Below are 18,444 nucleotides of genomic sequence, written 5' to 3'. Positions count from 1 at the left end.
TCTCGACTTCGCTCGACACGAACGGAAAGAGGGGGTGTCATGGTCTCAGCGCGGCGCCATGCGGATCGCGCCGTCGAGGCGGACGCACTGGCCGTTGAAATAGGTGTTGCGAACCATCTCCATCGCCAGGCTCGCATATTCCTCGGCCTTGCCGAGGCGCTTGGGGAAGGGGACGGAGGCCTCCAGGCTTTCCTTGACCTTCGGGTTCATATTGCCGAGCAGCGGCGTGCCGAACACGCCCGGCATGATCGAATTGACCCGGATGCCCAGGTCCATCAGGTCGCGCGCCATCGGCAGGACGAGGCCGTTCACGCCCGCCTTGGCCGATCCGTAGATGACCTGCCCGATCTGCGCGTCCTGCGCCGCGACCGACGCGGTGAAGATGATCGCGCCGCGCTCGCCATCCTCCAGTTCGGGCAAGCTGGCCATGCCCTCGGCGGCGATCGAGCCGATGCGATAGCTGGCGGTCAATATGCCCGCGACGCCATATTCGTAATCGGCGGTCGGGGTGCGGCGATATTTGCCGGTTTCCTTGTCGAAGGCGAGCGTCTTGCCGCGGCGCGAGGTCATCGCGCAGTGGACGGCGATGCGTTCCTGCCCATGCGCCGCGCGCGCCGTGGCAAAGCCGTCGACGACCGACTGCTCGTCGGTGATGTCGACATGGACGAACAGTCCGCCGATCGCCTTCGCGACCTCTTCGCCGAGCGCGTCGTTGATGTCGAATATCGCCACCTTGACCCCGGCGGCGGCGAGCGCTTCGGCGGTCGCGCGGCCCAGCCCCGATGCGCCGCCGGTGACGACGGCCGCGGTGGAGGAATCGATCTTCATGGGGAGGCTCCTGTCAGGCTGGTATCTCGTTGAAGGGGACGCCCTTGTCGGGGCGATGATCCTGCGGCAGGCCGAGGATGCGCTCGGCGATGGTGTTGAGCAGCGTTTCGTCCGACCCGCCGGCGATCCGGCCCGTCGGGGCGTTGATCCAGCTCGACGCCCAGTCGTCCTTGGGGGAGGCGTGCGCGTCGAACGCGAAGCCCGCCGCGCCCTGCAAGTCGATCGCGAGTTCGGACAGCTTCTGGCGCGAGCGCACCGCGACCAGTTTGTTCAGCGATCCCTCCGGCCCCGGCGTCATCCCCGCCTGCATCATCAGCCGCGCGCGCACATTGATCGAATCGAGCCCGGCGCGCATCGCATGGTTGCGCGCGATCTGCTGCCGGATGCGACCGTCCTCGATCGCCGGGCGGCCGTTCAGCCGCACCTCTTTCGCCAGGTCGACGAACAGGTCGAGGTGCGGACCGAAGCCGGCGCTGTCGGTCGCGACATAACGCTCGATCATCAGCGTCGCCATCGCGACCGCGAAGCCGCCGCCGACCGGCGACATGCGATGATCGTCGCCGATCCGCACATCGTCGAAGAACACCTCGTTGACATGGCTGTCGCCGCCCGCGAGCTTGATCGGGCGCACCGTGACGCCCGGCGCCTTCATGTCGACCCAGAAATAGGTCAGGCCCTTGTGTTTGGCGACGGTCGGGTCGGTGCGCACGACGATGACGCCATAGTCGCTATATTGCGCCCAGCTCGTCCAGACCTTCTGCCCGTTGATCTTCCAGCCGTTGCCGTCGGTCTCGGCGCGGGTGCGCAGGCCGGCCAGGTCGGTGCCGCCCGACGGTTCGGAGAAAAGCTGGCACCAGATTTCCTCGCCCTGCAGCGCCTTCAGCACGCGTTCCTTCACGAACTCGCGGTCGGTGCCGAACTGCATCAGCACCGGCACCGGCATCCCCAGCGAAATGCCGAAATAGACGTTCGGGAAGCCGTGCTTCATCTCCTCGGCCTCGAAGGCGATCTTCTCGATATGGCCGAGCCCCTGTCCGCCCAGATCGGTCGGCCAGTTGATGCCGGCGAATCCCGCGTCGAACTTCGCCTTCTGATACCGGCGGCCGAGCGCGAGATCCTCTTCGACGGTCAGGCCCTTGCGCGCTGCCTTGCCGAATTGCGGCACCATCGATTCGCACCATGCGGCCGCCTTGGCGCGCCAGGCTTCCAGATCGCTCATGCACCTTCTCCCGCCAAACGGTCGACGAGGACATCCTCCCAGAACAGGGTGCTGCCCTGTTCGAGCGCCAGGCTGCGCGCGCGGCGCATGTGAAGGTGCAGGCCGATTTCCCACGTCACGCCGATGCCGCCGTGAATCTGGACGCAATCGCGCGCCGCACTGTCATAGGCCTCGGTCGCCGACAGCCGCGCGGCGGCGGCGGCGGTGATGAAATCCTCCGCCCCCTCGCGTGCCGCGGCATGGATGCAATTGGCGCGCGCCAGTTCGACGAGGCCGTAAAGCTCTGCGATGCGGTGCTTGATCGACTGGAACGCGCCGATCGGCTGGCCGAACGCCTTGCGCGTCACCGCATAGTCGCGCGCGATCTCCATCAGCGCTTCGGCGCCGCCCGTCTGTTCGTGCGCGGTGACGACGGCCTGGAGCGCAAGGATGTGCAGCGCCGCGTCGCGCGCCGCGCCGTCCGTTTCCAGACGCTCGGCGGGCGTGCCCGCGAAAACGAGGTCGGCGAGACAGCGACTGTTGTCGAAACTGGCGACCGTCCGCCGCTCGACCCCGGCCAGATCGGCGATCGCCAGCACCGGCCCGTCCGCTCCGGCGGCGAACAGGATTGCGACGTCGGCGGCGACGCCGCCCGACACGGCGGGCGCGATGCCGTCGAGCCGCCCGTCGGCGAATCGCACGCCGGGCTGCGCCGGCAGCGGATCGGCGCCCGATGCAAAGGCGATCGCCCCGATGCTGTCGCCGCTCGCAAGGCCCGGAAGCCAGCGCGCCTTCTGCGCGTCGGAGCCGTAGAGCTCGATCGCCTTGGCCGCGCCGAAGCCGGAGGTCAGGAAAGGCGCGCCGCTCAGCGTGCGCCCCGCCTGGTGCGCGATCAGTCCCAGCTCGACGAGGCCGAGCGCCAGCCCGCCATGCGATTCGGGCAGCGCGAGGGCGGTCCAGCCCTGTTCCTTCGCGGTCGCCCAGAAACCTTCGTGATAGCGCCCCTCTACCTCGAGCAGCGGCAGAAGGTCTTCCTTGCGCATGCGGGCCTCCAGGACGCGCCGCGATTCGGTCGCGATCGCCTGCTGGCCCTCGTCGTGGAGGATCGTCATCGCCGCACTGTCCTTCTCTCACCCTTCGCTCTTGCCAATGAACCGGACGTTGACGTAAACGTCAAGTCAATTCCGGCGCGGCGGCGACGTAGCGTCATCATGTGGGCAACGAACAGAGGGAAGGACAGCGAATGGCTTTCAAGACGCGGATCACCGAGATGCTGGGAATCGAGCATCCGATCGTGCAGGGCGGCATGCAGAGCGTCGGCTATGCCGAACTGGCGAGCGCGGTGTCGAACGCCGGCGGGCTCGGCATCCTGACGGCGCTGACCCAGCCGACTCCGCAGGCGCTGCGCGAAGAGATCGAGCGCTGCCGGTCGATGACCGACAAGCCGTTCGGCGTGAACATGACGGTGTTTCCGACGATCAACGCGCCCGACTACAAGGCCTATGCGCAGGCGATCATCGACGGCGGGGTGAAGATCGTCGAGACGGCCGGGACGCAGGCCGTGCGCGAAATCTGGGAAATGCTGAAGCCGCACGGCGTCACCATCCTCCACAAATGCACCGCGGTGCGCCATGCGCTGTCGGCCGAACGGGCGGGCTGCGACATCATCTCGATCGACGGCTTCGAATGCGCGGGGCACCCGGGCGAGGATGACATCCCCGGGCTGATCCTGATCCCGGCGGCCGCCGACAAGGTGAAGATTCCGATGCTCGCTTCGGGCGGCTTCGGCGACGGACGCGGCCTCGTCGCGGCGCTCAGCCTCGGCGCGGAGGGCATCAACATGGGCACGCGCTTCTGCGCGACGAAGGAAGCGCCGATCCACGACAATGTGAAGCAGGCCTATGTCGAGAATGACGAGCGCGGCAGCTTCCTGATCTTCCGCAATTTCAAGAACACCGCGCGCGTCGGCAAGAGCGCGGTCAGCGAGGAGGTGGTGCGCCGCCTGTCGCTGCCCGATGCGAAGTTCGAGGACGTCCAGCCGCTCGTCGCGGGCGCCGCGGGTCGCGAACTGCTCGAAACCGGCGACCTCAGCAAGGGCGTCTTCTGGGCCGGCATGGTGCAGGGGCTGATCCACGACATCCCGAGCTGTCAGGACCTGATCGACCGCATCATCGGCCAGGCCGAAGCGATCATCGACCAGCGTCTGGCAGGCTTTCGCCGCTAGAGGCCGATGACGTTGGATTGACCTTGCGAGCGGAGCGAAGCAATCCGGGGCGGTTTGCGGCCGCTCTGGATTGCCGCGCGGCGGCGCCGCTCGCACTGACGATTCCGTCGAATGCGGCATCCGTGTGTCCCCATGAGCGCGGGGATCCGAAGCGCCCTGACGCCGTCACCCCGGATCAAGTCGGCCTATATATCCTTCAGACACGCAACGGCCTGTTCCCCGGCGAAAGCCGGGGTCCAGATGGCATGGCGCCGCCCCGCATGGACCCCGGCTTTCGCCGGGGAACGGCACCTGTCGAAAAGGGATCATTATCGATCAGGTCCGGGGTGGCGGTCGACGGTGCAAAAAGAACGCCCCGCCGCAGGGCGACGGGGCAGTGGGGAGATGGTGCCGAGGAGCAGGCCGCTGCGACCGTGTCGCATTGGCTACAGGCCGACACCGAACCTGTGTCCGGCAGAATAGGGTGGAAGCATGTCCCCGCGTTGATATGGATCAAGCGAGGCCATATTCTTTCGCGGGCTGGTCTTGCCCGGGAAAGCACGGCATGGCGCTCGGAGCTAAGGAAGACGGAATGGCATGACGACGGTCCAATATCGCGGCTTCGCGGGCGTTCGGCTCGAAGCGGACATCATCGGGTCGGAAAACGATCCCGCGGTGCTGCTGCTGCACGGGGCGGGGCAGACGCGCGCGGTCTGGGCGCGGCTCGCCGATGCGCTCGAACAGGCCGGGCGCCGTGTCATCAGCCTCGACCTGCGCGGGCATGGCGGCAGCGAATGGCCGGCCGACGGCCGCTATGATTTCGAAGCGATGGTCGAAGATCTCCGCGCCGTGCTCGCGCAGCTCGGTACGCGTCCCGTGGTCGTCGCCTCGACTTTCGGCGGCTGGATCGCCAGCGCGGCGCTGGCGCGCGATGCGGCATTGCTGGCCTCGGGGCTCGTGCTCGTCGACCTGCCCGTCGGCGACGACAGCGGCGCGGCGCTTCGGATCGGCGAGTGGCTGCGCGATGCCGTCCGCCCCGGGCCGGAGCAGCCCGTCTGCGACCCACGCCTCGCCGACGCGTTCGACACTGCGGCGCTGGCCGAACGCCTCGCGGATGTGGCCGGGACGATTGCGCTGCCGACGCTCTATATCCACGGTCTGACGAGCGATCTCGCCTCGCGCGACGATGCCGCGTCCTTCGTCGATCGGCTTCCCGACGGCGAACTCGTCGAGGTCGAGGATACGGCGCCGCGCTTCGCCGACGATCGCAGCGATACGCTCGGGGCCTATCTGATCGACTTCCTCGAGCGCCGTGTGCCGCGCGAATCGCCCGAATATCGCGCCGGGTCCGATGCGCGCACCTTTCGCGACGCGCTCGGCTGCTTCGCGACGGGCGTGACCGTGGTGACCGCGATCGACCCCGACGGCGTGCCGATCGGCCTGACGGCGAACAGCTTCACCTCGGTCTCGCTCGACCCGCCCTTGCTGCTCGTCTGCATCGCGAACAGTTCGGGCAGCGCGGCGATCCTGCGCGGCGCCGACCATTTCGCGGTCAACGTCCTCCAGATCGGACAACAGCCCACCTCGAACCGCTTTGCCGGCAAGGGGGAGGATCGCTTTGCCGCGACGCCGTGGGAAATCGGCGAGTTCGGCACGCCGGTGCTCGTGGGGTCGCTCGGCAGCTTCGAATGCGCGCGCGATGCGGTGCACGAGGGCGGCGATCATTTCATCCTCGTCGGACGGGTGCTGAAGGCGATCTTCGAGCCGCGCCGCGATCCGCTGCTCTATTTTCGCGGCAAGTATCGCAAGCTGCACTTCGCCTGATCCCCACCACGCGATTGCTCCCGGCCGTGCCGCTTTGTCGTCGAATCGAGGCCGAAGCCGGATCGCGGCACGCCTTCGCGCGTTGATGTACGCGAAACACCGGCCCCAACATGGAGGACTTCATGAGATATCTGAGCAAAGCCGCCGTCTGTCTGGCGGCGTTTTCGATGGTGGCGGCACCAGTTGCGGTTTCGGCCGCCCCCGCATTCGACGGCGCGCGCGCGGTATCGTCGAGCGAGGAAAACAGCGAGTTCGCCGGCGGCGCAAGCTGGATCATCGGTCTGATCGGGCTTGCCGCGGGCATCGCGGTGATGATCGCGATCGCCGATGACAACGACGACGATTCACCCGTCAGTCCCTGACAGCCGGGTTCGCCTCTTATGGAATGAAGCGCTTGCGGTTTCGAAGTCGCAAGCGCTTCTATTTCTGGAGGGAGTTTCGGATTCCGAAAGTGGCAGCCCGGCAGCGCCGGCGGATCGGGCAGCTTCGACAATCGGCGCGATCGGCACGGCAGACCGTCTGACCCAGGCGTTTGATCAACACATGGAGTTCCGCAAGATCGGTCGCACACCAGTCGGACAATGCCGTCATGGTCAGATTATAGACGGTTTGCGTGTCGGCCTTGCCTCGAACGAATCCGAATCGACGCATGATCCTCAGTATATGCGTGTCCACTACGAAGGCCGGCATGCGCAACGTGCTGAAGTTGAGGGTAGACGCCGAAACCTTTCGGCCCACACCCGGCAGACGTTCCAGCCACGCGAGCGCGCTCTCCACGTCCAGCGCGCCGAGAAACGTCAGGTTGAAATCAGGGCGATCTGCGGCGACGAAGGTCAAGGCATCACGAAGGTATTGCGCTTTTACATCAGGAAAGGTCACATCGCCGATGACTTCCTCGACCTCAGCGGTCGTCGCTCGTGCGATGCTGAACCATTCGGGATAGATTTCGACGAGGCGGTGATAGGCGCCCAACGAGACGGCGTCGCGTGTGCGACCGCTGATCATCGACTTCACCAGCTGGCCGACGGGCGTTCGCACACGGACCGGTTCAGCAGGGCAGCCAAAGCGGCATCTTAGCCGATCCCGCACCCACTCCATATCTTCTGTAGCCCAGAAGCTAAACGCCATCTGCATAGTCTCATAATATGAACAAAAAGAGAACATTGCAAGGAAAAAAAGCGGCCGACGGGCTCTGCGGTTGTCCCGACACGTCGCACTATGGGATTAGATTCGGCGGAAAATGGCGGAGCGGGAGGGATTCGAACCCTCGATACGGTTTTGCCGTATACTCACTTTCCAGGCGAGCGCCTTCGACCACTCGGCCACCGCTCCGCATGCCTTGGACGAGCGCCCCTAATCGGTTGGCAAGGCTTTCGCAAGTCGCATGGACGTGGCAGACAGGCCCGATGAGACATCTGTTCCTGGCCGCAGTCGCCGCCTCGCTCGCCATTCCGTCGCACGCGCAGCAGGCGGAACCGCCGGCGCCGGGCGAGATCGTGGCGGCCGCTCCGGACGAAGCGTGGATCGCCATCGCGCCTACGGACCTGCTCGTGATGGACCTGGCCCCCGATGCGAAGGGGCAGCCTCGGCGCGTCATCATCCAACTTATGCCCGCGCCGTTCAGCCAGGGATGGATCGACAATATCCGCAAACTCGCCGCCGCGCATTGGTGGGACGGCACCGCCGTCACCCGCGTGCAGGACAATTATGTCGCGCAATGGGGCGATCCGACCGAAGCGAAACCGCTGCCGGAAGGGCTGACGGTGGTGCCGGAGAGCGAGTATGTCGTGGACGCGAAAACGGCCGCGGGTTGGTCGGCGGCACGGGCCATGCGCGTTTCGGCGTCGGTGACCGCCGATCCCTATGCCCCGAGCCAGGCGCTTTGGGGATGGCCTATTGCGCACGGTGAGAATGGAGAGATATGGCCCGTCCATTGCTATGCCATGGTCGGCGTCGGTCGCAACATGTCGCCCGATACCGGCTCCGGAGCCGAACTCTATACGGTGATCGGCCACGCGCCGCGCCATCTCGACCGCAACATCGCGCTCGTCGGACGCGTCGTGAGCGGGATCGAGCATCTGTCGAGCCTGCCGCGCGGGACGGGCCCGCTGGGCGTCTATGAGCGAGCGGAGGAGCGCGTGCCGATCCTGTCGATCCGGCTCGCCAGCGATCTGCCCGCAGTCCAGCGACCGCGGTTCGAATATCTGTCGACCGAGAGCGAAAGCTTCGCGCGCTATGCCGACGCGCGCGCCAATCGCCGCGATGCCTTTTTTATCCGGCCGGCGGGCGGCGCCGACATCTGCAATATCCCGATCCCGATCCGCCCCACCGCCCAGAAATAGTCGGCATGGAGGATTTCACTGTCACCGCGCCGCTCTGGCGTTGGCGATCGGCGACGGGGCCTGCCGTCTGGCATTTCCTTACGATCGGGGGCGAGGCGGCCGATGGCATCAGGCTGGCGGCGCTCGGCGGGCAATGGCTGGATGGGCGCCGCGGGTTCGGATCGGCGAAAGTGCGCGCGACGATCGGCGATACGCGTTGGAACACGTCGGTCTTTCCGCATCGCGAAAGCGGTGGCTGGCTGTTGCCGGTCAAGGCTACGGTGCGAAAGGCCGAAGAGCTGGCCGAGGGCGATGCGGTAACTGTGACGGTCAGTCTTTAGCCGGGCTTTCAGCCTTCGCCTCGCGCGCCTTTGCCTTGCGCTTGCGCAGGTTGGCGCGCAGCGCTTCGGCCAGACGGCGCTCGCGTTCGAGGTCGGCGGGGGAGGGCGGCTGACTCATGCACCGGCCATGCCCGCGAAATCCGCACGACGTCAAGCCTCGCAGCTTGACAGGCGCGGGACGCCCCGCCATAGGCCGCGCCTGCCCCGCGACGTCGTCGCCGCGGCCGGCCGGCGCTGCTGTAGCTCAGTGGTAGAGCACTCCCTTGGTAAGGGAGAGGTCGACAGTTCAATCCTGTCCAGCAGCACCATATTTTTCAGATTTTCGTCGCCAGCAGCCAGTCGTGGAACAGCTTCACGGCGGGCTGGCGCAGCGCGCGCGGGCGGCAGACGAACCAATAGCTGTAGCTGCTGTCGACGTCGAAATCGAACAGGCGCACGAGCCGCGGGTCCTGCGCGTCGTCGAAATGGTGCGCGTGCATGAAGGCGACGCCGATGCCCTGCGCCGCGGCTTCCAGGATCAGCGGCCCCGAATCGAAGAAATCGACCCCCGCCGGTTCCAGATAGGGCATGCCGATCGCCTGCCGCCATTCGCTGAAGGTTTCGGGCATCTCGCGATGCAGCAGGATGGTCATCCGCTGAAGCTGTTCAGGCACCGTGATCGGGCGGTCGCCGTCGGTCAGCGCGCGCGATGCGATGGGGAACACCTTGTTCTGATCGAGCCGGGCCGCGTAGAGTGCTGGATCGATCGCGCGCGCCAGAGCGATCGCCGCGTCGATCCCTTCGCCCAGCCGCGCCTCGGCGTGCGACATGGTGTCGATGTCGATATGCAGTTCGGGATGCTGCTGCCGTAGCGCGGGCAGTCGCGGGAAAAGCCGCTGCTGCGCAAAGAGCGGCAGGACGTTGAGATGCAGGCGGAGCGAAGCTTCCGGGCTGCCGGCGCGGACGAGCACCGACCGCAGATCATCGAGGATCGGGCCGAGCTGATCCTGCAACTGACGCCCGGTTTCGGTGAGCTTCAGGCCATGATGATGCCGATTGAACAGCGGGCGGCCGACCGCATGCTCGAGCGTCTGGATACGCCGCGACAGTGCTGGCATCGACAGGCCGAGTTCGCTCGCGGCGGCTTTCACCGTGCCGTGGCGCGCGACCTCCAGAAAAGCCTCCATGCTGCTGAGGGGGGGAAGGCGTTGCATCATCGTCTCCTGACGGCGCTGATGGCATGGCCTTGGCAAGCTTGCCAGAATTTTGTGCGGCGCGTCATCGATCGTTCCGCCGCGGGGGGTGAAATCGGGGAACGATCCTCCTATCTTCCCCGTTCTGACCATTTTGCGGGAGACGGGTATTGGCCGACGCACCGGTGAAGGAAAAGCAGGTCAAGCTGCAGGTCGCGACGCTGCGCGCGGAAGAGAGCGGCGCGGGCATCGCGCGCATTCCGCGGTCTGCGATGGCCGCGCTCGGCGTGACCGAGGGCGATGTGGTGCAGATCAGCGGCAAGCGTGACACTGCGTCGCGGATCGTCGCCCCCTATCCCGAGGATGAAGGGTTGGAAGTGATCCGCCTCGACGGCCTGCAACGCGCCAATGCGGGCGCCGGTGCCGGCGACGTGGTGATGCTGAGCCGGGTGGAGATGCGTCCGGCAACGCGCGTCGTCTTTGCCCCGGCGCAGGAGAATCTGCGGCTTCAGGGATCGGCGATGGCGCTCAAGCGCAGCTTTTTCGGGCGGCCGCTCGTCGCCGGCGACACGGTGGCGACCGCGGGGCAGCAGCGCCTGCCTTCGGGCGATATGCCGCCGCAGCTCCGCCAGATGCTGAACGCGCCCGCCTATGCACTGGCCGAGGTACGCCTGCTCGTCGTGTCGGCGACCCCGAAAGGCGTCGTTTTCATCGACGAAAACACCGAAGTCGAACTGCTCTCCGAATATCAGGAGCCGCAGGATGCGCGCCGCACCGACGTCACCTATGACGACCTCGGCGGGCTCGGCGAGACGATCGACCAGCTTCGCGAGATGGTCGAACTGCCGCTGCGATATCCCGAACTGTTCCGGCGGCTGGGCGTCGATCCGCCGCGCGGGGTGCTGCTCCACGGGCCGCCGGGTACCGGCAAGACGCGGCTGGCGCGCGCGGTTGCGAATGAAAGCGACGCGCAATTCTTCCTGATCAACGGCCCGGAGATCATGGGCAGCGCCTATGGCGAGTCCGAAAAGCGGCTGCGCGAGATTTTCGAGCAGGCGACCAAGGCGGCGCCGTCGATCCTGTTCATCGACGAGATCGATTCGATCGCGCCGAAGCGCGGGCAGGTGACGGGCGAGGCCGAGAAGCGGATCGTCGCGCAGCTCCTGACATTGATGGACGGACTCGAACCGCGGACGAACCTCGTCGTCATCGCGGCGACCAATCGTCCCGATGCGATCGACGAGGCGCTGCGCCGTCCGGGCCGCTTCGACCGCGAGATCGTGATCGGCGTTCCCGACGAAAAGGGGCGGCGCGAGATATTGGGCATCCACACTCGCGGCATGCCGCTGGGCGAGGATGTCGACCTCGACGAACTCGCGCGCACGACTTTCGGTTTCGTCGGCGCCGACATGGCGGCGCTGACCCGCGAGGCGGCGATCGAGGCGGTGCGGCGCATCATGCCCAAGCTCAACCTCGAGGACGGGACGATCCCGCCCGAGGTGCTGGAAGAGGTGCGGGTGACGCGCGACGATTTCCTGAACGCGCTGAAACGCGTGCAGCCGTCGGCGATGCGCGAGGTGATGGTGCAGGCGCCCCGGACGCGCTGGAGCGATATCGGCGGCCTCGACGCCGCGCGTGACAAGATGATCGAGGGCATCGAACTGCCGCTCAAGCATCCCGAGGCGTTCCGCCGGCTCGGTATCCGCCCTGCCAAGGGCTTTCTGCTCTATGGCCCGCCGGGCACAGGCAAGACGCTGCTTGCCAAGGCGGCGGCGCGCGAATCGGACGCGAATTTCATCGCGATCAAGTCGTCCGACCTGCTGTCAAAATGGTATGGCGAGAGCGAGCAGCAGATCGCGCGATTGTTCGCGCGGGCGCGGGCGGTGGCGCCGACGATCGTCTTCATCGACGAACTCGACAGCCTCGTTCCCGCGCGCGGTGGCGGCGGGGCGGGCGAGCCGCAGGTGACCGAACGCGTCGTCAACACGATCCTCGCCGAGATGGACGGGATAGAGGAGATGCAGTCGGTCGTTGTCATTGGCGCGACCAATCGCCCGACCCTGATCGACCCGGCGCTGCTGCGTCCTGGCCGGCTCGACGAACTGATCTATGTCTCGGTACCTAACGCCGAGGGGCGGCGACGCATCCTGGAAATCCATACCGGCCGGATGCCGCTCGCGGACGATGTATCGCTCGACACGCTCGCCGAGCGGACCGAGCGCTTCACCGGCGCGGATCTCGAGGATCTGGTGCGCCGCGCGGGGCTTGCGGCGCTCAAGCGCTCGCTCGACAGCGACATCGTGACGATGGCCGATTTCGAGGCCGCGCTGAAGGACACGCGCGCCTCGGTCACCGAGGCGATGGAGCGCGATTACGAAAAGATCCAGGGCGAGATCAAGCAGCAGGCGATGAGCGTCGATCCGATCGGCTTCTTCGCGCCGGGCATGCTCAAGCCGGTCCGCGAGCAGAAGCACGGCGGCGAGGCAGAGGCCAAGGATTGATTCAGGCCTGGGGCTGGTGGCCCTCCTGCTGGAGGGCCGACCAGCCCCACAGCACCAGCCAGCCGCAGAACAGCGCCATCAGGCCGTAGGACACCATCGCGTGCCAGTTGTAGAGCAGCACGCCGACCGCGGGTGAGACGATGTAGGCCGAGCCGTTGATCGACGCGGTCATGCCGGCGACGCTGCCCTGGTCGCGGCGTGAGACCGAGAGCGAGGCTCCCGCCGTGAAACCCGGCCGGAACAGCCCGAAGCCGAGCGAGGCGAGGGCGAAGCCGATGACGATCGCGTGCAGATCCTGCGCCAGCCCGGTCAGCAGGATGCCGGCCGCGCCGAGCGCCGCGCCGTACAGGACGGTGGTGCGCGGCGTCATCTTCAGCAGCGGGATCAGCCCCCATTGCGCGAGCAGGGTCGCAAAGGCGCCGGCCATCAGTACGATGCCGGTGATCGCCGCCCCCTCGTCGGGCTTGAGGCGAAGGTGCAGCCGGTCGAGGATCAGGAAGCCGATGACTCCCAGCATCATCGCTTGCGCCTGGCCGCCGAAGAAGCCGGCGAGCAGCCATGGCCGCACGCGCGGGTCGCGCCAGCCCAGCGCCTTTTGCGTCGAGGGATCGCGGTCGTTCTCGTCCTCCGCGGTCGGTTCGGCCGGGCCGGCGGACAGCGGGTAGGGGGCGATCGCACCGCGAGCGGCGAATCGCGGCGTGTCGTTGGGCAGGCGCCAGCGCAGCATCACCAGCACGATCAGGCCGATGAGCGCGAAGACGAGCAGCGGCCCCGCGAGTCCGACGAAGGGCAGGATGAAGAAGGGCGCAATCGCCGGTCCGATCACGGTGCCGAGCCCGAAGGAGGAGGAGACGAGCGATAGCGCCTGCGTGCGTTCCTCGGCATCGGTGCGCGCGGCGACATAGGCCTGCACCGCGGGCGGCGAGGCCGAACCGAGCCCGCCATAAAGGCTGCGAAACAGCGCGAAGAGGATGAAGGTCGTGCTCGCCGAGATCGCGCCGCTCAGCCCCGCCCACAGCGCAAGTCCGCACAGCGCCATTGAGGCGAGGAAGCCGACGATGCCGAGCGCCATCAGCGCCCGGCGCCCGCGCTTGTCCGACTGGCGCGCCCAGTGCGGTGCGGTCATCACCCACAGCAGCGCCGACCAGCTGAAGGCGAGGCTGACCCACACGTCGGGGATATGCAGCTTGGCGCCGATCGCCGGCAGGATCGACTGCATCGCGGTATTGCCGGCCGCGGCGACAAGCATGATAGCGAAAAGCACGGCCATGCGGTCGGAGGGAATCGAACGCGCTATCGCCGTCATGTCCGCCTCCTTTCGCCGCATGCCTGCCTCTCCCTACACGGGAAGCGCGCGCTGTCCAGCATCGGGCCAGACTCTTTCCTTGCGCCGGAGCCTCAACTTTGCCACGCAATTTCCGACCCTAACAATGCGAAAGCCATCATGACCAACCCCAGGGCGCAGGCCCATGAATCGAAGATCGCGCCGCTCAGCCGGATTCGCGAGCGGCTCAAGCGCGTATTCGGCCCGTGGGGCATGTTCATCCGAGGCTTCATCAAGCATCCGGTCATGGTGGGTTCGATCGTGCCGTCATCGCCGACGCTGATCCGCCACATGCTGCGGCCCGTCGACTGGAAGAACACGAAACTGTTCGTCGAATACGGCCCCGGCGTCGGCACCTTCTGTCGTCCGGTCCTCGAGCGGATGCCGGGCGACGCGACGTTGATCGCGATCGACACCAACGAGGATTTCATCGCCTATCTGCGCAAGGACATCCGCGACAGCCGCTTCATCGCGGTGCACGGGTCGGCCGCCGACGTCGAGGCGATCATCGCGGCGCACGGCTTCGACCAGGCCGATTATGTCCTGTCGGGTCTGCCCTTCTCGACGCTGCCCGCCGGAGTCGGTCCCGCGATAGCCGCCGCGACGCACCGCGTTCTGCGCCCCGGCGGCGCCTTCCTCGTCTATCAGTTCCGTGCCCGTGCGCGCGATTTCCTCGCCACGCATTTCCGGCGCATCGACAACGCCTTCGAATGGGTCAACGTCCCGCCCTGCTTCCTCTTCTGGGGCTGGAAGGACTGACCCTTTCAGATATCGGGGTCGGGATCGGCGAGACCGAAATTCAGCCGCCGCGATACCGTATAGTCGACGATGCCGACCACGAACCAGGCGAGCGTCCAGCGCAGCCGCGTCAGCCATCCGGCACGCGCCCGATGCGACAATCGGGTGACGATTGTGCAATCGGGTTCGAGGCCCGCTAGGAAATCGCGCATCCGCGCCGCGAATTTGGCATCGGCGATCCGCACCATGATTTCGACATTCAGGAACAGGCTGCGGACGTCGAAATTGGCCGATCCGATATAGACGACATTGTCGATGACGATCAGCTTCATGTGCAGCCGGCACGGCTGATATTCCCAGACCTCGGCTCGCCGGCGCAATAGATAGCCGTAGAGCAGCCGCGACGCGCCGATCGTCGCGGCATTGTCCGACCGCCCGGCCATGACGAAGCGCGCACGCCCCTGTCGCGCGACGCGTCCCAGCCGCCGCAGCATGCCTTGTCCCGGCGAAAAATAGGCCATCGCCATGTCGAGTCGCGCCGCGCCCTCCAGGTCGCTGCGCACTGCGCGCGCCCATGGCGACAGGCGCTGCGTCGGGCCGCCGACCAGCCAGGATATGGGGCCTTCCCGCTGCGGCCATGTGCGGATCAGGCGTCGCAGCATCAGCAGCTTGCCGTCGTGGTGCACGGTATAGGCGTGAAGCCGCTCGAACCATCGCGCCGCCTGGACGACGCTGGTCCCCTTGACGATCAGGCCGAGGTCGAACCAGCAATCGCGGTGCGGCTCGTCCAGATAGGTGTCGGCGATGTTAAATCCGCCGGTGACCGCGATGGCATCGTCGATCAGGATCAGCTTCTGGTGGTTGCGGATCAGATAGCTTGACCGCCAGCGTCGCGAGAAAAAGGTTACCTCGCCCCCCGCCGCGCGCAGCGGCGCGAACAGAGTGTCAGGCGTCGTCGCCGATCCGAAGCTGTCGATCACGGCGCGCACCCGAACCCCGCGCCGGGCCGCGGCGGTCAGGTCCGCGACCATCGCGCGTCCGGCGGAATCGTCGGCGAAGATATACATGACCAGGTCGATGTTCCGCACCGCCCCCGCGATCAGGTCGTGCAGTCGCTCGCGGCGCTCGCTGCCCGAGAAGAGCAGTTCGAGCCGATGGCCCGCGACGGCCGCGGTCAGCCGCCCCGGCATCGGGCTTTGATCGGCCGCTTCGGTCATCGCCCGGACATAGGCTGCGGGCGTCTCCGCGCAAGAGGGTCGCGACCACGAGGCGCTACGCTGCCGATGCCTCAGTCTTCCTGTCCGTAGCCCAGCGGCAGGCCGACCGTCAGCGTGGCTACATCGCACTTCATGGCCCGGCATAGCCTGATGAGCGCCACGAAGGTCAGATTATGCTCGCCGCGCTCGATTCGTCCGACATAGCTGCGATCAAGCCCCGCTTCGTGGGCAAGGCCTTCCTGCGACATGCCTAGCTCGCGCCTGCGAGCGCGAATGCGCTTGCCCAAGATGTCCAGATAGGGATCCACCCGCTCCAGTCACGGGATAGGTGACTATCGGTCCACGGAGTATTGATCCCTTTGTTAACCTTTGCGGCTTATTCGATTCGCAGTTTGACCGATGGAGGGTGAGATGAGGAATTGGAAAGCCGCTGCGGCCATCGCGGCATTCATGGTATATGGGACGGCGCAGGCGCAGACGGTCTTCCATTGGCCCGCGCCCGAAACGCAGCCGCTCGGGGAGGCCAAGCGTTACTATTTACCGATGGGAACGCCACTGATGTTGAAAACGCGCACGCAAATTTCGACCAAGGACAACAAGCCCGGCGATCGCGCGTATCTGGAGGTAGCCGAAAGCGTCAGTTTCCGCGGACAGATCATCGTCCCGATCGGTGCGCCTGTCGTTGCCGAGGTGTCGCGGGCGCAGCGTAACGGTCATGTCGGCAAAAAAGGAAAACTTGAGATCCGACTGCTTTATGCGGAAACGCCGAGCGGTCCCGTGCGCCTCACAGGAACATCCTATGACGAGGGCAAGAGCGGCACGGCGCTGTCGGTCGGCACGATGTTGTTCGCGTCGGCGCTGGGTGGTTTTTTCATTCATGGCCCAAGCGCCAGGATCGACGCGGGAACGCCCGTGGAGGCCTATCTCGCGGAACCGTTGCGATTCACCTGGTATCCGGAGCCGGGTCCCAAGATCGCGTTGATTCCGGCGCAGCCCGATTCATACGAAACGGCGCGCCCCGGCTTCTCTTCCTTGCAACAGCCGGTATCGCGAGCGGATTGACCTGCGATACGGGCGGGCCGTACGGGGCGGGGCGGTGGACCGGGCGCCTCATGTCGAACTCTACCGCCCCCCCCACGCCGCGCTCGATTGACATTTTGCCGGCTCCCTGCTAGCGCGCAGCGCTTGCCGCCACGCCTCTCCGGCTGGCCTCTCCTCAATCCAAGGAAACAACATGGCCCGCGTTACCGTCGAGGATTGCGTCGACAAAGTTCCCAACCGTTTCGATCTGGTCCTGCTGTCCGCGCACCGCGCGCGCGAGATTTCGGGCGGTTCGGAACTGACGATCGATCGCGACCGCGACAAGAATCCCGTCGTCGCGCTGCGCGAGATCGCCGAGCAGACCGTGCGTCCCGTCGACCTCAAGGACTCGCTCGTCGGCACGTTGCAGAAAGTGGTCGTCGATGATGACGATACGCCCGACGAAATCAGCTCGATCGCGCGCTCAGCCGAAGCGCTGCGCCTGACGGCCGCCGCGCCGCCGCGCAGCCCCGCTGGCGGCGGCGGCGACTTCGAATAAGCGCCGCGTCCGACGCATCGAAAAGGGCTCCGGGAAACCGGGGCCCTTTTTCGTTGCGCTATTGGATCACGGCAGCTGGATCAGTTCGGCGACGCGGATTGCGCGCGAGGCGAGCAAGGGTTCGAGGATGATGCCGATGCGGTGCGCCCGCTGCGACCGGGCGGTGATGTTGTAGAGGCTGTTCGCGACTACGTCGGCGATCTGCACGCCATCGGACCGCCGGCTGTCCGCAAGCGACGCGCGACCCCAGTGACCGAGCCCGGCCTGGATCGTGTCGCGCACGCGCGTCAGGATCGCGGGGTCATAGCGACCGTCGTCGATCACCACATCGGTGCACACGCCGCCCGTTTCGGGCAGCCAGTGGCCGACCGCGCTGTCGAGCAGCGCCGCGTAAAGGGCGAGGTCGCTCGGCGGGGTGCCGTTGGCATTCGGCAACAGCCGCTCGCGCTCGGCGACCGCGACCCAGGCGCGTCCACCGGCACGATCGAACAGTTCGAGCAGATAGGCACGCTCGGTCAGGCTGATCCGGCTGCCTTTCAGTTCGCCGCGCAGGCCCGTGACCGCACGAAAGCGCGCGTGGATCGCCGCCGCCGCCTCGGGGGTGAGCATCACCGCGGCAAAGGTCATCGCGCCGGCGTTGAGCCCGCCTGATTCGTCGCAATAAATCGTCATGATATGGCGAAGAGCATGGCCGGTCCGTCCGGTCCCGCCACGCTGCCCCCTTTTTCTCCGTGAACGCCCCGAGTCATCGTATCCGCATCATGGCGCATCAGGCGGGGCACGGATAGCGCTTCTTCATCAGGCCGTCGAAGGCGGCATAGACGCTTACCGACTTGCGCGTCTGCGGCGGGTAGGTGCGCAGATGCGCGAGCCATTCCTCGGGTGTCAGCGTGCCCGAAGCGGGAGGGCAACTTGTCGTCTTGCGCCCCGCCCGGCGTTCGGCGTCGATCCGCGCCTTGTAGCGCTTGCCGGCGGCGATCACCTCGCCCTTGAGCGCGCCCGCTTCGGGGGTGGCGAGCGCGAGAGGACCGAGGCGCAGCAGATTGTCGGCGCGCGCCAGAAAGGCTGCGACGCTCATGTCGCCGGGTGCCATGCCGCACAGCAACGCGGCGGTACCCAAGGCAACCGCCGCGCGTGCGCTTTGCCTCCGGATCACTCGCTGCACCCCGACATCATTTACCGAACGCCCCCAATCAGG

General features: G+C 66.5%; 20 protein-coding genes and 2 tRNA genes. 10 read left to right on the top strand and 12 right to left on the bottom strand.

The window, feature by feature from the left end; all coding sequences use genetic code 11:
* Positions 1-45: 45 nt before the first annotated feature.
* Genes AC2S9W_RS15660 through AC2S9W_RS15650 form a run of 3 tightly spaced genes read right to left on the bottom strand, consistent with a single transcriptional unit; the run spans position 46 to position 3,138 of the window.
* Positions 46-828 carry an SDR family NAD(P)-dependent oxidoreductase gene (locus AC2S9W_RS15660; RefSeq protein WP_212596969.1) on the bottom strand — a complete coding sequence of 261 codons (783 nt, stop codon included), beginning with the start codon at positions 826-828 and terminating at the stop codon, positions 46-48.
* Between the two features lie 13 nt (positions 829-841).
* Complete coding sequence (locus AC2S9W_RS15655; protein ID WP_486571240.1) at positions 842-2,047, bottom strand: acyl-CoA dehydrogenase family protein; 1,206 nt, start codon at positions 2,045-2,047, stop codon at positions 842-844.
* Entirely contained in the window at positions 2,044-3,138 is a 1,095-nt protein-coding gene (locus AC2S9W_RS15650) for an acyl-CoA dehydrogenase family protein (protein WP_486571239.1), read from the bottom strand. Before AC2S9W_RS15650 ends, AC2S9W_RS15655 begins: the two co-directional genes overlap by 4 nt.
* Positions 3,139-3,269: 131 nt before the next feature.
* Between AC2S9W_RS15650 and AC2S9W_RS15645 the strand changes: the two genes are divergently transcribed.
* The 3 genes from AC2S9W_RS15645 to AC2S9W_RS15635 all read left to right on the top strand — a co-directional run bounded on the left by AC2S9W_RS15645 (position 3,270) and on the right by AC2S9W_RS15635 (position 6,415).
* Positions 3,270-4,250, top strand: a complete 981-nt coding sequence (locus AC2S9W_RS15645) for an NAD(P)H-dependent flavin oxidoreductase (protein ID WP_067113170.1) — start codon at positions 3,270-3,272, stop codon at positions 4,248-4,250.
* A gap of 576 nt (positions 4,251-4,826) precedes the next feature.
* Positions 4,827-6,053, top strand: coding sequence for an alpha/beta fold hydrolase (locus tag AC2S9W_RS15640; RefSeq protein WP_286750320.1), 1,227 nt, complete (start codon positions 4,827-4,829; stop codon positions 6,051-6,053).
* A 122-nt stretch (positions 6,054-6,175) separates the two neighbouring features.
* Entirely contained in the window at positions 6,176-6,415 is a 240-nt protein-coding gene (locus tag AC2S9W_RS15635; RefSeq protein ID WP_158682223.1) for a hypothetical protein, read from the top strand.
* 58 nt (positions 6,416-6,473) lie between these two features.
* Here the strand turns inward: AC2S9W_RS15635 and AC2S9W_RS15630 are convergent, their stop codons facing one another.
* Both AC2S9W_RS15630 and AC2S9W_RS15625 read right to left on the bottom strand, forming a co-directional pair.
* On the bottom strand, positions 6,474-7,058 hold the full coding sequence (locus AC2S9W_RS15630; protein ID WP_486572097.1) for an endonuclease III domain-containing protein: 585 nt from the start codon (positions 7,056-7,058) through the stop codon (positions 6,474-6,476).
* Positions 7,059-7,294: 236 nt separating this feature from the next.
* A tRNA-Ser gene (locus AC2S9W_RS15625) sits at positions 7,295-7,385 on the bottom strand.
* A gap of 74 nt (positions 7,386-7,459) precedes the next feature.
* On the opposite strand from AC2S9W_RS15625, the gene AC2S9W_RS15620 reads away from it, so the two are divergent.
* Together AC2S9W_RS15620 and AC2S9W_RS15615 are read left to right on the top strand one after the other, a co-directional pair.
* Entirely contained in the window at positions 7,460-8,395 is a 936-nt protein-coding gene (locus tag AC2S9W_RS15620) for a peptidylprolyl isomerase (protein WP_067110793.1), read from the top strand.
* A gap of 5 nt (positions 8,396-8,400) precedes the next feature.
* On the top strand, positions 8,401-8,715 hold the full coding sequence (locus AC2S9W_RS15615; protein ID WP_082797145.1) for a DUF1905 domain-containing protein: 315 nt from the start codon (positions 8,401-8,403) through the stop codon (positions 8,713-8,715).
* Here AC2S9W_RS15615 and AC2S9W_RS15610 read toward each other — a convergent pair.
* Positions 8,705-8,833 carry a hypothetical protein gene (locus tag AC2S9W_RS15610; RefSeq protein WP_255211480.1) on the bottom strand — a complete coding sequence of 43 codons (129 nt, stop codon included), beginning with the start codon at positions 8,831-8,833 and terminating at the stop codon, positions 8,705-8,707. The two genes, AC2S9W_RS15615 and AC2S9W_RS15610, sit on opposite strands and share 11 nt — an antisense overlap.
* 115 nt (positions 8,834-8,948) lie before the next feature.
* On the opposite strand from AC2S9W_RS15610, the gene AC2S9W_RS15605 reads away from it, so the two are divergent.
* Positions 8,949-9,023: transfer RNA gene (locus tag AC2S9W_RS15605), tRNA-Thr, on the top strand.
* A gap of 6 nt (positions 9,024-9,029) precedes the next feature.
* Here AC2S9W_RS15605 and AC2S9W_RS15600 read toward each other — a convergent pair.
* Complete coding sequence (locus AC2S9W_RS15600; protein WP_067110853.1) at positions 9,030-9,908, bottom strand: LysR substrate-binding domain-containing protein; 879 nt, start codon at positions 9,906-9,908, stop codon at positions 9,030-9,032.
* A gap of 149 nt (positions 9,909-10,057) precedes the next feature.
* Here AC2S9W_RS15600 and AC2S9W_RS15595 point away from each other — a divergent pair, with 149 nt between their 5' ends.
* Complete coding sequence (locus AC2S9W_RS15595) at positions 10,058-12,388, top strand: CDC48 family AAA ATPase (protein WP_067110801.1); 2,331 nt, start codon at positions 10,058-10,060, stop codon at positions 12,386-12,388.
* Position 12,389: 1 nt separating this feature from the next.
* On the opposite strand, the gene AC2S9W_RS15590 is transcribed toward AC2S9W_RS15595, so the two are convergent.
* Positions 12,390-13,694, bottom strand: coding sequence for an MFS transporter (locus AC2S9W_RS15590; protein ID WP_067110855.1), 1,305 nt, complete (start codon positions 13,692-13,694; stop codon positions 12,390-12,392).
* A 138-nt stretch (positions 13,695-13,832) separates the two neighbouring features.
* Between AC2S9W_RS15590 and AC2S9W_RS15585 the strand changes: the two genes are divergently transcribed.
* On the top strand, positions 13,833-14,471 hold the full coding sequence (locus AC2S9W_RS15585; protein ID WP_067110804.1) for a class I SAM-dependent methyltransferase: 639 nt from the start codon (positions 13,833-13,835) through the stop codon (positions 14,469-14,471).
* Positions 14,472-14,476: 5 nt separating this feature from the next.
* Here AC2S9W_RS15585 and AC2S9W_RS15580 read toward each other — a convergent pair whose 3' ends face one another.
* Positions 14,477-15,667, bottom strand: coding sequence for a phospholipase D-like domain-containing protein (locus AC2S9W_RS15580; protein WP_076075108.1), 1,191 nt, complete (start codon positions 15,665-15,667; stop codon positions 14,477-14,479).
* A 71-nt stretch (positions 15,668-15,738) separates the two neighbouring features.
* Entirely contained in the window at positions 15,739-15,975 is a 237-nt protein-coding gene (locus AC2S9W_RS15575) for a helix-turn-helix domain-containing protein (protein ID WP_067183305.1), read from the bottom strand.
* A gap of 103 nt (positions 15,976-16,078) precedes the next feature.
* On the opposite strand from AC2S9W_RS15575, the gene AC2S9W_RS15570 reads away from it, so the two are divergent.
* Both AC2S9W_RS15570 and rpoZ read left to right on the top strand, forming a co-directional pair.
* Entirely contained in the window at positions 16,079-16,729 is a 651-nt protein-coding gene (locus AC2S9W_RS15570) for a hypothetical protein (protein ID WP_158682221.1), read from the top strand.
* 172 nt (positions 16,730-16,901) lie between these two features.
* Positions 16,902-17,246 (top strand): DNA-directed RNA polymerase subunit omega, encoded by a 345-nt coding sequence (rpoZ, locus tag AC2S9W_RS15565; protein ID WP_067110812.1) that lies wholly within the window; start codon positions 16,902-16,904, stop codon positions 17,244-17,246.
* 66 nt (positions 17,247-17,312) lie between these two features.
* Here rpoZ and AC2S9W_RS15560 read toward each other — a convergent pair whose 3' ends face one another.
* Both AC2S9W_RS15560 and AC2S9W_RS15555 read right to left on the bottom strand, forming a co-directional pair.
* Positions 17,313-17,918 carry a DUF3800 domain-containing protein gene (locus AC2S9W_RS15560; protein ID WP_067110815.1) on the bottom strand — a complete coding sequence of 202 codons (606 nt, stop codon included), beginning with the start codon at positions 17,916-17,918 and terminating at the stop codon, positions 17,313-17,315.
* Between the two features lie 97 nt (positions 17,919-18,015).
* On the bottom strand, positions 18,016-18,324 hold the full coding sequence (locus AC2S9W_RS15555; protein ID WP_234002648.1) for a hypothetical protein: 309 nt from the start codon (positions 18,322-18,324) through the stop codon (positions 18,016-18,018).
* Positions 18,325-18,444 lie beyond the last annotated feature (120 nt).

The organism is Sphingopyxis sp. 550B (assembly GCF_057401805.1).
The sequence above is the reverse complement of the archived record's forward strand: the minus strand, read 5'-3'. Positions and strand labels throughout refer to the sequence as shown.